The 16,425-nt window shown below is 64.5% G+C and carries 11 protein-coding genes; all 11 read right to left on the bottom strand.

Annotated elements, in window-relative coordinates; all coding sequences use genetic code 11:
* Window positions 1–40: 40 nt before the first annotated feature.
* The 11 genes from ABM562_RS14875 to tagH are packed head-to-tail and all read right to left on the bottom strand — an operon-like array spanning window position 41 to window position 16,083.
* Complete coding sequence (locus ABM562_RS14875) at window positions 41–1,780, bottom strand: formylglycine-generating enzyme family protein (protein WP_134064793.1); 1,740 nt, start codon at window positions 1,778–1,780, stop codon at window positions 41–43.
* Window positions 1,773–2,975: an FtsX-like permease family protein gene (locus ABM562_RS14870; protein WP_115084892.1), complete on the bottom strand. Its 1,203-nt coding sequence runs from the start codon at window positions 2,973–2,975 to the stop codon at window positions 1,773–1,775. The genes ABM562_RS14875 and ABM562_RS14870 overlap by 8 nt, the downstream gene beginning before the upstream one ends.
* Window positions 2,975–3,691, bottom strand: coding sequence for an ABC transporter ATP-binding protein (locus tag ABM562_RS14865; RefSeq protein WP_115084891.1), 717 nt, complete (start codon window positions 3,689–3,691; stop codon window positions 2,975–2,977). The genes ABM562_RS14870 and ABM562_RS14865 overlap by 1 nt, the downstream gene beginning before the upstream one ends.
* Entirely contained in the window at window positions 3,691–6,639 is a 2,949-nt protein-coding gene (locus ABM562_RS14860) for a serine/threonine-protein kinase (protein WP_460422456.1), read from the bottom strand. The genes ABM562_RS14865 and ABM562_RS14860 overlap by 1 nt, the downstream gene beginning before the upstream one ends.
* An 11-nt stretch (window positions 6,640–6,650) precedes the next feature.
* On the bottom strand, window positions 6,651–7,370 hold the full coding sequence (locus ABM562_RS14855; protein WP_115084889.1) for a PP2C family protein-serine/threonine phosphatase: 720 nt from the start codon (window positions 7,368–7,370) through the stop codon (window positions 6,651–6,653).
* The gene (gene tagF, locus ABM562_RS14850) at window positions 7,371–8,021 is read right to left on the bottom strand and encodes a type VI secretion system-associated protein TagF (RefSeq protein WP_134064797.1); all 651 of its coding nucleotides are present in this window, start codon (window positions 8,019–8,021) and stop codon (window positions 7,371–7,373) included.
* Window positions 8,021–11,524 carry a type VI secretion system membrane subunit TssM gene (tssM, locus tag ABM562_RS14845; protein ID WP_460422454.1) on the bottom strand — a complete coding sequence of 1,168 codons (3,504 nt, stop codon included), beginning with the start codon at window positions 11,522–11,524 and terminating at the stop codon, window positions 8,021–8,023. The genes tagF and tssM overlap by 1 nt, the downstream gene beginning before the upstream one ends.
* Complete coding sequence (locus tag ABM562_RS14840) at window positions 11,521–12,831, bottom strand: DotU family type VI secretion system protein (RefSeq protein WP_115084886.1); 1,311 nt, start codon at window positions 12,829–12,831, stop codon at window positions 11,521–11,523. The genes tssM and ABM562_RS14840 overlap by 4 nt, the downstream gene beginning before the upstream one ends.
* A 6-nt stretch (window positions 12,832–12,837) precedes the next feature.
* Window positions 12,838–14,172 (bottom strand): type VI secretion system baseplate subunit TssK, encoded by a 1,335-nt coding sequence (gene tssK / locus ABM562_RS14835; RefSeq protein ID WP_134064803.1) that lies wholly within the window; start codon window positions 14,170–14,172, stop codon window positions 12,838–12,840.
* Between the two features lie 15 nt (window positions 14,173–14,187).
* The gene (tssJ, locus tag ABM562_RS14830; protein WP_134064805.1) at window positions 14,188–14,685 is read right to left on the bottom strand and encodes a type VI secretion system lipoprotein TssJ; all 498 of its coding nucleotides are present in this window, start codon (window positions 14,683–14,685) and stop codon (window positions 14,188–14,190) included.
* 36 nt (window positions 14,686–14,721) lie between these two features.
* Window positions 14,722–16,083: a type VI secretion system-associated FHA domain protein TagH gene (tagH, locus tag ABM562_RS14825; protein WP_115084883.1), complete on the bottom strand. Its 1,362-nt coding sequence runs from the start codon at window positions 16,081–16,083 to the stop codon at window positions 14,722–14,724.
* Between the last annotated feature and the right edge of the window lie 342 nt (window positions 16,084–16,425).

Below are 16,425 nucleotides of genomic sequence, written 5' to 3'. Positions count from 1 at the left end.
CATGTCGCCCCGGTCACTACGATGCTCGCTCGACAGCCGCTCAAGATTGCGGAGCAGCTGATGCGAGCAGTTCTTTCAAGATCGTCGCTGGGTCCGCACGCCGTTGCTGGCGATAGTCCCCGACATGACGGACGAACAAGGTCGCGCGGCTGAGCAGGCTCTTGCCCAGCACCGGCTTGCGATTGAGCTCTTCCTTGACCCGCTGGAACTGCGCCTGAATCACCGCATCGGTATAGCGCGTGCCAGTGGCAAGGTTGTCGATGTAGATCGCCACGGCGCCGTCGAGCGCGCTGCGGCCGTTGTTGATGGCGGCGGCGAACAGCTTGGCGCTGGTCTCGTCACCCGAGGCCTTGGCCTGCTGCTGGGTCTTCTGCAGGTTGGTCAGGCGGATGTTGTAGTTGTTGATGGTCTCGGCCACCAGCGCCGCCGACTGGATCAGGTTGCCGGCAGCTTCTTCGCGCTGTTGGGCGATCAACGAAACGTTGCGCTTGAGCTCTTCGTTGACCAGGCCAAGCTCCGCTTGCAGGCGCGGGTCGACGCTGGCGGCGATGATGCTGTCCAGGCGCTTGGTCGGGTCCTGGGCGTCGTCGATGGCGTCGGTCAGCGAGGCCATGCGGCCCTCTTTCTGCCACTGCTCGAACAGTTCCTCATAACGCGAACGCGGGGCCGACAGGGCGCCAATGGCTACACGGAAACCTGTAGTTTCATTGCTTTGCTCAGTGCCATCGGCGCCGAACAGCGGGTACTCGCGACGCATGCCGGTGAACAGCGTGCCCTCGCCTTCCAGGTAATTGCCGCCCTTGACCACGAAGCCGCCATAAGCACCCTGGCGGCGCCCGGCATGCACCAGCTGGAACGACTCCTGGACCATTTCCGCAGCGTTGCCGACAACGTCGAACAGCCCCAACGGGTTGGGCAGTTTGGTGCCGATCGGGGTCAGGCGCGCGGCCTGGCCGGTGCCGCCGGCAACCTGATTGAACACTGCCCAATCAGCCAGCGGCCCGTCGCTTTCACTGCCCTCAAGGCGTCGCGGGAACAGCCGGCCTTCCAGCTCCTGGCGACTGACGGCAGAGCCACCACGGGCAGCAAACTCCCATTCCACTTCGGTCGGCAGGCGCACAAAACCGATACCGCCATCCTCAGCCTTCTTGCCACGGCCACTGACCGGCAGCAGATCGCGGTGGTTCTTCATCAGCCAGGCGCTGTAGACCGCGGAAAAACGCTCAGCCTCAAAACGCGACAGTTTGACCTTGGGCAGGCGCCCGGCCATGCCAGTCGGTGCCTCGCAGGCCGGCGCCGGTTCGCCGCTGGCCAGCGACTGGGCCTGCGCCATCACCTGTGCGTACTGGCGGGCAGTGACTTCGTACTTGCCGATGAAGTACATCATCGGTCTCAGCGGGCTGCCGGCCTCGGTTTTCGGCAGGCTTGGGCTGATGCGTTTTTTCCAGTCAGTGGACAGGTCCTGCAGGCTGAACTGGCCGTTGATGAAGTCGCGGCGATAGCCGGAAATAAACGACTGTTTGTAGCCCGCCTCGCCTTCGCTGAACGGATAGCCGAGGTTCACTTCACGATCATCGAGGCTGCCCTGGGCCAGCACGTAGACGTGGCGGAAGACCATCTCGCCGTCGCACGGCAGCGGCAGGCTGATGTCGTCGGCCAGCGGCTTGGGGTTGTCCAGCTTGTTGCTGGCAGGCTTGGGGTCGTCCTCGGCCTGGGCGCAGGACACCAGGCTCAGGGCGGCGACGATCAGCGCCAGGGCGGGGAAGCGGCGGTCAAACATCTCGAATTCCTTCACAAGCGTCTATTCGTGCCACGCGCCAGCCCCCCAGGGCGGCAGCGGCCGCGCTGGCCAACAGCACAGCGAGCAAGGCAACGAGGTAATGCGACGGGAGCAGATGGCTGGCGTACTCGCCGGGCATCTGCATGAACAACTGGTTGAGGCCGCTTTCGGCCAGGGCATACAGCGTGGCGCCCAGCACCGCGGCGAACACACCGCTGTACAGCGCCTGGAGCACCACAAAAGCCAGCAAGGCTGTCGTGCTGAAACCGAGCAAGCGCATCACCGATAGCTCGCGGCGCTTGCGCTCGACCGCAGCCAGGGCGCCAGCGCAGATAGCCGCGAACGCGCCAGCCACTGCCAGCGCGGCGATGATCCAGAACACCAAGGTCAGGTTGCGGCTCAACGACTGCACCTGGGCAATGGCCGGGGCCTGGGTCGAGACCAGCAACTGGCGGTCGGCAAAGAAGCGGCGCAACGGCTCGACATCGGTGAGGTTGCGCGCATACAGGCGAAAGGCCGGATAGACCCGTTGCGCCTCGCCGGCCTTGGCCTCCCCTTCCCAGGCAAAGGCGGGTACGGCGCGGCCATCGCGGTAGTCTTCGGCAGCTTCCAGCAGCGCCAGAGGCGCGAACAAGGCGTCACGCTCGAAGGCTTCCAGCGGCAATACGGCCAAGACCTTCAAGGTGGTGCGTTGAGCCTGAATCTGCCCGGCCAGCTGGCGGCTGAACGACGCCTCAAGCGAGTCGCCTGCCTGAGCGCCAAGCTTCTCCGCCGCCGTGCGGCTGAGGACGATCTGGTCGATGCCGTTGGGGATTTGCAGCCCCTGCAGAAGCGGGTCGCGGAGCGCCGTCGGGATCATCTCGACATTGACCACCACCTTGCGCGCAGACAGCACCAGATCAGCGGTTGCGGCAATTTGTCGGGTCCGCGGCAAGGCGAATGCCACATCGTGACGCTCAGCCAGTTCGGCAACGAAATCAGCGCTGAAACGACCACCGCCCAACGGGATGATTTCACGCACCGCCGGGTCGCGCTCCAAGCGCTCGGTCAGGCTGCTGACCAGGCCGAACTTCAAACCGAACAACACCAGCAACGGCGCGATCACCGCCACCAGCGCCAGCACGCTGCAAGCGGACAGGCGCGCGTCGTTGCGGTAGTCCCGCCAGGCCAGGGCAGCGATCAGCATCGGGCGCATCAGGGCTGGCCCTCCAGCGTGGCGGTGACACCGCCGTCGGCATCGCGGCGGCAGATCATGCGCAACACCTGCAAGCCGGCATCGCGGGCCAGCGCCTCGTCGTGGGTAGCGATCAGGCAGGCCACCTGCCGCGCTTGCGCCTGACGCAGCAACAGCTGCATCACCCGCTCGGCATTGAGTGGATCAAGGGCCGCGGTCGGCTCATCGGCCAACAACAGGTCGGGGTTATGCGCCAGGGCACGGGCACAACTGACCCGCTGGCGCTGGCCGACCGACAGCGCGTTCGGCTGCTTGTCGAGCTGGTCGTCAATCTCCAGTTGCTCGGCCAGGCGCTGTACGCTGCCGTCATCGCCCAGGCCAAGCACCTGGCGCGGCAGGGCGATATTGCTGCGTACGTCGAGAAAGCCCAGCAAGCCCCCCGCCTGCAGCACATAGCCCAGATGCCGGCGGCGCAGGTGCGCCAGCCGGTCCTGGCGCTGCTCGCGCCACAGTTGCTGAATGTCGTAAGTGTGCGAGTCGGTGCTGAACACGAAGCGCTCGGCCTGATCCGGCTGCAGCACCAAGGCCAGCAGGTCGAGCAAGGTGCTCTTGCCGCAGCCGCTAGGGCCGACCAGGGCCAGCTGCTGACCGGCGCGCAGTTCCAGGCGCTCGATCTCCAGGCTGTAGCGCTGGCTGCCGAGGCCGCGGGTTTTGCGCAGCGCTTGCAGGCTGATCATCACGGCAGCGTCGACAACGGCACACGGTACAAGGCATCACCGGGCTCGGCATTGCCGAAGCGCACCCAGTTGGCCATGTCGTTATGGAAGGTTTCGTACAGGCGGATCTTCGAATCCAGCTCGTCGATAAAGTCCTCCTGTTCGCCAACGCTGAGCGACAACCACAGGTCCTGGGTCATGCTCAGGGATTTGCTGCGGTACGGCAGGCCCTCCAGGTATTCGCCCAGCACACCGCCTTCGGCGAGGTTGGCGCCCTTGCGCAGGGCCGCCGGGTCGCGGCTCATGTAGGCACTGGCGCTGGCGATTTCCTGGAAGAAATCCTTGGGCGAAGTGCGGGTCTTGCGCGCGGCATCGACGATCAGCTTCAGCGATTGCTGCAGGTCGTTGAGTTGCAGCTTGGTGAGCATCACGCAGACCTGCAGGGTCGGCAGCGCCGGGTTGGTCAGGTCGCGGTCGGAGGTCCAGGCGCTGACCAGTTGCGGGGCCTGGCTGGCGCTCTTGCGGCCGAGAAAGTCCATGTGCATGGCATAGCCAATGGCGGCTGATTTATCCGCAACGCTTGGCGAAGCAGCCAGCAGCGGTGCCGGTTGTGCCGGGTTGCTGCGTACCTGGTGGACCAGGTCGGCGAAGCTCGAGCCGATCTCGCGCACCCGCTCGCCAAACTTGTTCACATCGCCACCGGGCACCGACACATACAGGTCGCCGATCTGCGGGTTGGCATCGGCAGTCAACACCCGGTACTGCTGCTCGGCGTAGGCGTGGTTCTTCTTGCCCGCTTCGGTGCGCAGGTGCAGGGCGTAGATCTTGATCTGCTTGCTCAGGGCCGCCTGGCGCACTTCGGCTTCGTTCATCTGGGTGCTGCTGTAGCGGTCGTTCTTGCGCAGGGAGCCGGCGTCGCTGACCAGCAGAATCAGGCGCCCGCCATAACCGGACCAGTCCATGCCGTCGACCGCCTGCATGATCCCGGCGAAGGCGTCTTCATTGAACGAGTGGCTGGAGACATTGGTGGCCTTGACCTGTTCGGCCAGCTTCAGGAAGCGCTCGGGATCGCGGCCCTGGTCCAGGGTTACCAAGGTCTTGGTCAGGTATTCCAGGGCCGGCGTGCGCGTGGTGTTGTTGCGAAAGCCGACCAGGCCGAAGCTGACGTTATCCAGCTCACCACGGCGCGAGATCTGCCCATGCAGCTCGTGCACCACCTGGCGCACCTGATCGATATAGGGCTGCATCGATACCGACGTATCCACCACCAGCACCACGGCGGTACGGAACGCGTCGCTGGAGGACGCCATACCGGCGGCCTTGGGTTGGCTGCTGCGCGCGCTGCTGCCAGGGTCGATGGAGGCGACATTGAGCAGCTGCAGCGGCTGGCCGTTTTCGTCGAAGCTCTCGCGCGCCTCGAAGATCGGCATCAGATAGAACTGATCCTGGGGCACGGCGCTGGCGCTGGGTTCCAGGGCCATCACTTGCGGTACTGCGTCCGGAGTGTTTTGCGCCTTGAGCAGTTCGGCGCGGGCCGCCGAGGTATCGCCGAGCAAGCGTTCCAGCTCATCGGACTGGCGCAGGAACATCACCGGTGCGCGCCCCGAGCGTTCGGTGAACTTGAGTACCAGGCTCTGCTTCCAGTCGCTGACCTGGGAGGCCGGCAACCAGCCGTCGCGGCGGCCATCACTGGCGGTGCCGACCTGAAGCCAGGGGCTGCCGTTGAGGTCCTGACGCTGGTAGACGTAGAGCACGGTAAACGCCGGCAAGGTATCGCTGGGCGTGGCGCCCGGCTGGCTGACGACCTGGGCGCCGGGCTTGCTCAGCACGCGCTGGAACAGGGTTTTCTTGCCGGCCATCAACAGCGGGCGATTGTCGTCATTGCTTGCGCTCGGAGGCGTCTGTGGTGCCGGTTCGCTGGTTTGCACCGGCTGGGAATCAGCGATCTGTTCATCGCCACTCATGACCCAATAGCCAACCCCGCCCAGGCCCAGCGCCGCAGCGATCGCAATGGCAAGCAAGGCCACTGCCGGGCGCTTGCGCGGGGCTGCCGGTGGCGATGCCTTGGCGATGGGTTCTGGTTTCGGCGTTGGAGGCGCCTGTGGCGGCTCCACCGCTACAGGCGTCACCGGGCTGGCAATTGGCAGCGGCTGGATCAACGTGCTTTGAGTATCTTGTGCTGGCAGCCGATCGAGCGCCGCCAGCAAGGTCTCGGCATCGGCAAAGCGCTCGGCCGGGTCCTTGGCCAGCAGGCCACGAAGAATTTCCTGATAGCGGCCGTGCTCGATCGGCAACTCCGGCAACGGCTCGGTCAAATGCGCCAGTGCCGTCGACAGTGCGTCGTTGCCGCTGTATGGCAGCTTGCCAACCAGCATCTCGTAAAACACCACACCCAGGGCATAGAGATCGGCGCGGCCGTCGATGTCCTGGCCACGCGCCTGCTCCGGGCTCATGTAGCTCGGGGTGCCAACAGCGAAACCGGCCTGGGTGAACTGGGTCCGGTCATCCAGCGACTTGGCGATGCCGAAGTCCGACAGCACCGCAGTGCCATCGGCGCGAAAGAGAATGTTGGCCGGTTTCACATCACGGTGCACCAGGCCCTGGGCATGGGCGTAGCCCAGGGCTGAAGCGATCTGGCGGATATACAGCAGGCCCTGCTCCGGTGTCACCCCGGCGGCAATGCGCTCCTTGAGCGTGCCATTGGGCAGGTACTCCATGGCCATGTAGTACAGCTCGCCGACATTGCCGATGTCGTGGATGGTCACCGTGTGCGGGTGCGACAGCCGCGCCAGGGTGCGGCCTTCGCGCAAGAAGCGCTCGCAGAAGGTCGGGTCGGCAGCCAGGGCCGCAGCCATGACCTTCAGGGCCACCTTACGCTCCAGCGAGCGTTGGGTGGCCAGGTAGACGGTAGCCATGGCGCCTTCGCCAATCTCTCCGTCGATGTCGTATCCGGGAATCACTTTGTCCATGTGCTTGGTCTTCAACCGGCCTTGATGACGACGGCGGTAATGTTGTCGGGGGCGCCCCGGGTCAGGCCCAGGTGCACCAGGCTGCGGACCACCTGGTAGGGGTCGCTGTGGCCCAGCACTTCGCGGATTTCATGGTCTTCGGCAGTCTTGTTGAGGCCGTCGCTGCACAACAGGTAGGTATCGCCGGGGAAGATCTGCAGTGACACGGCCTCAAGCTCAAGCTCGGGCTCGACACCAATCGCCCGGGTGACGATATTGGCCCGCGGGTGCACCCGCGCTTCGGCCTCGCTGAGCAGGCCGCTGTCCTGCAGTTCCTGCACGTAACTGTGATCGCGGGAGATGCCCTCCAGGCGCCCGTCGCGCAAGCGGTACAGGCGGCTGTCACCGGCCCACAGGCAGATACCCTGGTCACCACGCACAGCCAAAAGCACCAGGGTGCTACCCATCATCGTCACGCCACGCCGGACGCTTTCTTCGCGCACCGCTGCGTTGACCGCCGACAGCCGCTCGCGCAGCACCTGGGCGTATTCATCCAGGGAATGCGTTGCCGGCAACTGGCGCAAGGTATCGACGATCAGGCAACTGACGTAATCGCCCGCCGCATGCCCACCCATGCCATCGGCAACCGCCCACAGGCCTTCACTGCCAAGGTCCAGGCAGGCGTCTTCGTTGATGCTGCGCACCATGCCGACATGGCTGTAGCTGGCTGCGGTGTAATGCAAAGCCGTCATCTAGCGCGCCGCCTCACTACCCAAAAGAAAACTGGCGAAATCCTCGCTGCGCGGTAGACCGGCACAACGCAACAATCCCGCCTCGATATGCTCCGAACCCCGCCCCCACCACAGGCTCATGCCGGCGCAGGCACTTTCGGCCAAAGCGGCCTGGCGGGCCTCGGGGGTCACTGCCGCAAAGCGCTGCAAGCCAGCAACCGCCGGGCTCGAAACGGCACTGATGCGGGGTGCGGAAAAGCCCTGGACCGCCGCATCGAACGCCTCGAAACCAGCCTGGGGTTCCAGGGTGGCCAACAGCTGCGCTTCGCCGTGCTCGAACCAGTCATCCGGGCCACTGACCACCGCCGCCAGCGACTCATCCGACGCCAGAACCTGAGCCAGGGTAAGAGGGAAATAGCGCCCTACCCGGTCGATGCTGGGCATCAGCACGCCCACTACAGCCTCTGGCCCGCAGACCCCCGGGGCCAAGGCAAAGCGCCACAAGGGGCTGACCAGATAGGCCGGCAACCAGTGCTCGGCCAACTGCTGCTGGCTGGCCATAAGCCCCGCCGCCAGCCACTGGTCCCAGGGCTGGATGAAGCTCTGCGGCAAGCCGCGGCTGACAAAGTCGCCACGGCTGGCCAGCTTGCCGTAGAAGCCAACGCCACCCATCACAACCGCTCCGGCAGGCTGAAGCCGCTGAGCACGCGGCTCTTGAACGGGTTGAAAGCGCTGTTGGCGCGCAGTTCGTAAGACACGCTGGCACCGTCGACGCGCAGGCGCAGGCTGAAGCGATCCGGGCCGTTGCCGGCCACCAGATCGGATTGATCGAGCAAGCGGAACCAGGCCCACGGCCCTTCCAGAGTCAGGCCGGAACGGCCGCTGGCCGACGGCGGCATGATCGACAGGCGCACCACGCCGATACTGTTGGGGTTCGGCCACTGCATTGCTACCGGTCGGCTCGGGCCGTGGTCATAGCTGATCTGCTGGCCGTCGAGGTCGAGCAAAAACTGGGTGATCGAGGCGTCCATGGCCACCGGCTTGAGCTCGAAGCGCACGGTCGGCTGCATGCCGCCGGAGCGGAAGAACGCATCGCGAATCGCCGCCGAGCGCTGGAAGGTGTGCAGCACACCAGGGCCGATGCCGAGTTTCTGCGCCGCACCCGGCTGCCAGCGCCACGGGTTGGCCGAGGTATCGACGTACGGCTGCAGGTACTTGCGGAAATAGCTGTCCATCACCCCGCCAACGCCGAAAAACTGGCCAAAGTCGTCCAGCGTGGCATCCCGCGAGCTGCCCGGTGCCAACGGGTAACGGCCGCTCAGGGACTGGCGATAAACGTTGACCACTTCACTGACCCAGGCGGCGTTCAGTTGATTGCGCACGCCGCCCATCATGGTGTTGGTGGTCGAGCTGACGACCGACTTGACCAGGCCCTGGACCATCGGCGGCTGGCGTTGTGCGGTGAGGCTGACACGATTGGCGGCGGCAGTGGCCTGGTTCTTGGCCTCACCGAGCAAGGCGTCACCACTGGCACCGACCATGGCACTGACCTGCACGTACAAGGCGTTCATGTCGGTGAGCAGGCCATCGATGGCCGCAGGCTCCCCCTCGCCCTTGCTGACCAGGCTGGCCAGTTCGGCAAAGTGCGCGGTGACCGGATCCTCGTTGTGTTGCGCCTGACGGATATCTACCGGTGCATCCTGGCCCAGCAGGTTACCCAGGCGTTGCTTGAGCTGATCGACACCGGCCTCGCTGGCTTTAGCCTGGGCGGCGGCGAGCGGGTCCTGCTGTTGCAGGTTGGTTTCCTTGGCCACGGCGGCCAGCAGTTTTTTCAGCGGCGAAGTCGGCCCGGAAATCACCCGCAATACATCGGCGGCCTGGGCCACGCTGGTGATCGGCACGAAGTCGATATCGGCCAGCAGTGCGTCCCAGTGGCGGATGTAGTCGGCAAAATACAGGCGGCGCACGTCGGCAGCCAGGCTGCTTACATCACCTTCATCGGCCTGCTCGCGGCCCAGCACCCAGCGCTCTTCGGCCAGGGTGTTGCTGTGTTGCAGGCTGGTGGCGAGGAACGCCTTGCGATAACCCTCGACGGTGAACAGCCCGCTCAATGGCTCGCCCAACGGCTTGCCGCTCTTGCGGCTGAACACCAGCGCAGCATCGCGGCCGGCGGCTTCGCTCAGGCGAAAATCGCTGACGCCGTCTGGCAGTTTCTGCCGTTTGACCCGGTCATAGACGCGCTGGGCCACCGGCAACTGCTGCAGCTGGCGACGCAGGTCTTCGATCAGGTTGGCATCCAGGCGCGCATTCGGCGGACGCTTTTCAAACAGCGCCTGCAGGTGCTCACCCAGCGCCGCACGCTGCTCAGGAGAGAGGTCACGGGGCAGGCTCTGCTCCCAGTCGAGGGTTACCCAGGCCTTGATGAAATCAGGGTCATAGTGCTCGCCGTCCGCCAGCATCAGATACGCCTTGAGGCCTTCGTAGAGGAAGTCGGAGCCACCGCCACTGTGCAGCTGCTCTTCGATACGGGTAACCAGGCGTGGGGCAAACACGGCAATCAGCAGCTTGCGGTAGACGCTGGCCGACTCGGCTTCGAGCATGTCGCCCTGGTACAGCCCCAGGCCTTCTGCCCAGCTCGGTGGATCATCGGCCAGATGGCGCACGGCATTGAGTAGCGGCAGTACCGCCAGTACATCGCGCTGGGCCGGGCTCAGGGTTTGCAGGACTGGCCCCAGCGGCGCGAGCTTACGCTCGACCTGGGCGATGTAAGCCTGGTTGGCGCGATAGCTCAGCGCCCACACGCTGCCGACCAGCACTACCAGGGCAACGCTGGCCGCGAGTGCAGCACGGGCCAGCCATTTGCGCCGGCGCTCGACCTTCGGGTTGACCCCGACCAGCCCGCGCTCGGCAAAGGCCACGGCGCTGAACAGTTTTTCGATGAAGTAACTGCGGCCGGTGCCGGTCTGGCGCGCCAGGTGCTGACGGTCCAGGCCCATGCTCTGGGCCATGGCGCCGATCAGCCGGTCGATCGGGCTGCCTTCCTGGGTGCCGCTGGTGAAGTACACGCCACGCAACAACGCGCGCTCTTCATAGGCATTGGGCTTGAACACGCCGTCGAGGAAACTCTGCAGGTTCGAGCGCAAGGCAGCGAACTGCTGAACAAAGCCATAGACCAGATCGCGCCGCGCCGGATCGCGCTCTTGCTGCAGGCGCTCGACCAGCCGCTCGTTGAGGCGTTGCTCAAGGCCGGCGAACTCACTCTGGAACTGCGCCAGCGGCCCTTCAGCCGACTTGTCGTCGTCCAGGGCAAAGGTCATGCCCCACACCTGGGCGCGCTCTTCCTTGCTCAGGGTGTCGAAGAACTCCATGAAGCCCGGCACCAGGTCGAGCTTGGTCAGCATCAGGTAGATTGGAAAGCGCACGCCCAGCTGGCTATACAGCTCCTGGATGCGCGAACGGATGGCCGCCGCGTGGGCGGCACGTTCCGCGTCGCTGCCCAGCAGCAGGTCGGACAGGCTGATGGCAATGAAGGCGCCATCGATCGGCCGACGCGAGCGCTGCTTCTTCAGCAGGTCGAGAAAGCCCAGCCAGGCAGCCTTGTCGACCTGGGCGTGGCTGTCCTGAGTGGTGTAGCGGCCTGCGGTGTCGAGCAGCACAGCCTGGTCGGTAAACCACCAGTCGCAGTTGCGGGTGCCGCCAACACCGCGAATTGCCCCGGCGCCAAGCTGCGCCGCCAGAGGGAAATGCAGGCCGGAATTGACCAGCGCCGTGGTCTTGCCCGAGCCCGGCGGACCGATGATCACGTACCACGGCAGCTCGTACAGATTGCGCCGCTCGTCACCACCGAGGCGGGCCTTTTTCAGCAGCACCAGGGCTTCGTCCATGCGCTGGCGCAAGGTCGCCAGCTCCTCGGCGGTAGCAACGCTGGCAGGGTCCGGGGCGGTTTCCGCGGCCAGGCTGCGCATGACCTCTTCCGCCTGGCGGCGGGCCTGGACAATGCGCCACAGGCGATAGCCGAGCCACAACGCAAACAGCAGGGCAATCAGGGCCCAGCGGCGACCCGCCGGAATCAGCACATCCCACAACGGCCCGACGAACCAGATGATCAGGCTCAGGGCGATCAGACCCAGCACCGGGATGACCCAGCGAATGACAAAACCGAAAAACGCCTTCACTCGACCCCCTCCGCCAATACAGTGATTTCAACCCGGCGGTTCTTTGCCCGGCCTTCGGCCGTGTTGTTCGGTGCCAGTGGTTCGGTATCGCTCAGGCCCTGTGCGGTGAAGCGCGCAGGCTGGCCGGTCTTGGCTGCCAGAATCTGCTGGACCTGCTCGGCGCGGGCCTGGGACAGCGCCCAGTTGGACGGGAAGCGCAAGGTCGCAATCGGCCGGTTGTCACTGTGGCCGGTGATCCGCACCTGGCCCTTGACCTGGCCAATGGCATCGGCGATGCGCAGCATCAATGGCTGCAAGCTGTCATTGATGCTGGTGCTGGCCGAGGCGAACAGCTCGTCGCCGCGGATGGTCACCACCGAGCGGTCGACAGCGTCTTCGACACTGACCCGCCCGGCCTTGATATCGCTGGCCAGGAAGCCCGCCAGCCGTGGCCGTTCCACTGGTTTTGGCTGGGTCACCGGGCGATCGATGGCTTGCACCGGGATCTCGCCCAGGGCATGAATGTTCTTGAATACCGGCTCGGCGTCGGCGGCGAGCATGAAGCGCAGGGCAAACAGCAATGCCAGTAACAGCGCCAGGGCAATGGCCAGGCCCACCCAGGGCGGCATGAACTGCGACAGTCGATCACGGGTGACGCTGACCCCGCGCCAGTGCGGCGACAGTTCGCGCTCGAACTCGCCCCGGGCACTGCGAATGGCGGCGGCAGTGCGTTCGCGCAAGGCTTCGAGCTGAGCACGGCCACCGTTCATGACCCGATAGCGGCCTTCAAAGCCCAGGCACATGCACAGGTACAGCAACTCCAGCAGGTACAGACGTTCGCGCGGGCTCTGCAGGCAGTGTTCAAGCAGCTGAAATACCTTCTCGCCACCCCAGGCTTCGTTGTGCACGGTAATCAGCAGGCTCTGCTTGCCCCAGTCGCTGCTGCTGCCCCAAGGCGTACTGAGTACGGCTTCATCGAGAGCGGTGCACAGGGCGTAACGCGCCAGCAGCACTTCGTTACGCGCCACCCCGGCGGCTTCGGCGCGCTCTTCGAACTGACGCAGATAGGCCAGCAACTGCGCACGCAGGCTGGCCGGGGCCGGATGGGCGATGGTGCTACGCAAGCGGGTCAGCAATGCCAACAACGGGCCGGCGGCGCTTTCCAGCGGGTTCAGGCCAAGTGCCTGGCCACCGGGCAACGGCTGTGCCGGCATCGACGGCGGCGCAGCCGGCTCAGGCATATCCGCCTGTGGGCCACGGCCACCGGGGCGCGGCATGAACTGGGTACGGTCGTTGGCCGGCGGTGCCGACGGGTCGTTAGGCTGCATCGCGGCTTATCCTCGGATGGCCCAGAAGGCCAGGTTCAGCCCCGGGAACTCGCCGGCGACGTAGAAAGCAAAGCCCCCGGCGTTCTGCAGTTGCTGCCAATGCTCGCTGCCGCGATCGAGTTCGTAGTAGGTGGAGCCGGCATGGAACGGGATCTGCCGTGGCGCCACCGGCAACGGCAGCAGGCCGATGCCCGGCAGTTGCAGGTTGACCAGGTCGCGAATGTGTTCGACCGCACCGATCTTGCTTTGCTGGGCAAAGCGCCCGCGCAGGGTCTCGCTCGGCACGTCGGCGCGCACCACGAGGATGAAGCTGGCGTTATCGAGCAGGCTGCGGTCAGCCAGCATGGCCACGTGAATGCCGTAGGCCTTCTCGACGATCGGGATGGGCGTGGCCTTGCTGTCGATCAACATCGACAGGGCTTCGCGCAGCGCCTGCATGACCGGGGCGAAGCTCGCTGCCAGGTCATCATGCTGGTACACCGGGAACTCGCCCGGGCGACGGTTGCTGGCACAGAAGGTGGCGAACTCACCGGCCAGGCTGACCAGCTCGCTGTAAAGCCGCTCCGGGTGCAACGGGCTCAACTGGCTCAGGTGTTCGACCAGCGGTTGGGCGCGGTTGACCAGTTGCAGGAGCATGAAGTCGGCGATTTCCGAAGCGCCGCCGGCACCCGAGGCTACCACCCGCCCGGCCAGCGCTTCGCCGCGTTGATGCAGCAGGCCCAGCAGTTCGCTGCGAAATGCCGACAGGCTCTTGCTCGCCGATACATCCAGCACTGGCGCGATATAGCTGTCATCCAGGACCAGGGCGCGGTCGGCGCGCTTTTCCTTGATACGTACCAGGCCCAGCGCGGCATAGTCGCTCAGGCCCTCTTCGGCAGTAATCAGGCGCAGGGCACGGGAACCGAGAGCGACCGGCGAGCGATTCTCGAACGGCGCGTTGTCGTCGCGCACTTCGGCCACCCGGCTGACATAGCGCGCACCGCCCAGCGTCTCGCCCTCGTCGACCGTATCGCGGGCACCGGCGCGCTTGAGCGGCAAGGCCAGGTACACGAGGCCATCACGCAGGTTGTCATCGATGTTCAGCGGGCTTGGCGCCAAGTCATCCTGGGGGATGTTGAAAGGTGTGCCGTCAGGCAGCAGGCCCCGAGCCGAAACGATGGCCAGTTTTCCCTGGGCCAGCAGGCCCTGGTCGATCAGCAGCTCGGAAAAACCCCAGGCGCCCGCCGACAGTGGCCGGCTGCGGGCATCGATCAGATTTTCGAGATAACGGTCATGCTGTTGAAAGTGCTGGGTTCCGAGGAACATGCCTTCCGACCAGACCACACGATTGTTCCAGGACATGGCTTCTCCGATCGCCTATTGGGCGGTACTGGTTGGGGAGGTATGGGCAGCGCTGCGCACAGCGCGGACATCGAGGCTGATCTGGTAATCCAGCGGCGGCACGGGCAGCAGGCTGCGCCACTGCGCCTGATCGACCTCGCGGTAGCCGACCACCAGGCCGATCTGGCGGGTGGTCGAGCTCAGCGGGCGCTCGACACGCAGTTGCTCACCAGGCTGCACCAGCACTTCGTCCTGATCGATCAGGTCGGCGCCCAGGGTCGCCGGAGCACGTTCGGCCAGGGCGAAATAATCGGCGCGGTTGAAGTTGGCGCTGTTCTTCAGTTCGAAAATGCGCACGCGCACAGGCGCGGCCTGGCCGTTGGCGCCCGGGTTGAGCCCGGCGGCGGCACTGAAATACAAGGTCACGCTGGTAGGCCCTGCCACCTCGGGCTGGACCGGTGCTGCGACTTCATCCTTGCTACAACCACTGAGCAGCAGTGTGGTCACCGCCGCCATCAGCATTGTTCGAATCATCCTGCGTCCTCAATGACGTGGCACTTTCCGTTTGTTTCAGGAGCGTTGCAGACGCGCGCTGTGCTCCTCATAGGCGCGGCTGAACTCGCGCCCGAACAGGTCCTGGAAGTCGTCTTCGGCTTCCCCGGAGATCTTGCTGTACAGCTCGGTGAACTGCTGCCAGTACTGCGCCTGGCGCGAGCTGCCGAACAGTTTCGATAGGCCGGCCGGCTCGCCTAACCGCGACTCCAGCTGTGCCGGCTCGAAGCGTGCGAGCAGGTGCTTGATGGCCGCTTCAACACCCGCCATCACAGCCAACTGATGCGCGCGCAGGTCGTCGAAGCTGTCGCGTACTGCCTGATCCGGCGCCATGAACGCGTGATTGCCGTGCCGCAGCAGCAACAGCAGCGCTTCATCGGCATTCGGAGCGAACTTGAGCGGGTTGTTTTCCGCCGGGCGGATCATGGTCTGCTGCATGCGGAACTCACCCTTGAGGCTGCTGCGCGCACGCAGTACATCGATCAGACCCTCGACCATCAGCCGGTAGCTACGGCCGAGGGCTTCCATCTGCGCCTCTACCTGGGCGCTGTCGATTCGCAACTGCTCAAGACCTGCACCGCGCAGGAATGCCTGGACCAACGCACTTGAGTCGGCAGGCTGCGCAAGGGCTTCGACAACGGGCGCCGGGGCGGGCTGCGCAACGGCTTCGGCAACGGGCGCCGGAGCGGGCATTGCGGTCGCGGCCGGCGCGGCTACAGGAGCGGGCGTGGGAGCTGAAGGTTCGGCGAACAGGTCCCAGTCTTCGGGGATGACCCCGGGGCTCGCCGGCGCTGGCACAACAGGCGGCACTGGCGTTGGTGGGCGAAAGTCATGCTGTTGGGCAGGCACATGATCGGGCTGGGTCACCGGTGCAATGCTTGCCGGTGCAAGAAAATCGAACAGGTCAGGGAGGGTATCGTTGCTCGAGGCCCCCTGGATGAACGCAGGCGCGGCGGGGACTGAAGGAGTAGGGGCGGCGCCAGCCTGATTGGCCATCAGCGCCTCGAAGCTGTTGGAGGCATCGCGACTTAACGGATTGCCATCTTCCATTTTGAAGCTTGAATCGATGCGCGCCTGAATCTCGTACTCGCCAATGCGGATCACTTCGCCATCCATCAGCGGCTCACTGTTACCGCGACGCAAACGAATACCGGCGTGAATTAATTCGACACCATTCGTACTGTTATCAGTGAGGTAGTAGCGACCGTCTTTATATTGAATGACACAATGTTGCGAAGAGACCAGACGTTCCGGATCGGGCAATACCCAATCATTACCGGGGCCACGTCCAATGCTGATGGCACCTGATTCGATGAACTTTTCAGGACATTGGCCAGGGGTAATCTTGTGATAACTGGTAATAGTCAGACTCAGCGACATCACGCCTCCTTAGCAACATCCTGAATCGCCTGCGGACCCGCTTCAGGCCTTGCGCAGATAACGCGATTCGCTTCCAATCCCTGAAAAATCAACTGAATGTCCGATGTTCGGTAACTTTAGCCGAACTCTGTCAGTTTCAAACGACATCCACCGGCACCCTGACCAATAGGTCAGAAAACCTGTTTGGCCCAAAACTCAGGTTACGGTGGGCCGATAGCTTACCTTGACAGCCAATTGGAAATAAACCAAAAATGCGCGACTTGCTGAACAAGCGTGATATCACTTTGATATCAACTAAGGACAACTCAGCAAAATATGTGCGCTACGTCACAAAACCAATTA

Source organism: Pseudomonas sp. ZL2 (assembly GCF_054788455.1).
Note: the sequence above shows the minus strand (reverse complement) of the source record. Positions and strands in the feature narration are given on the sequence as shown.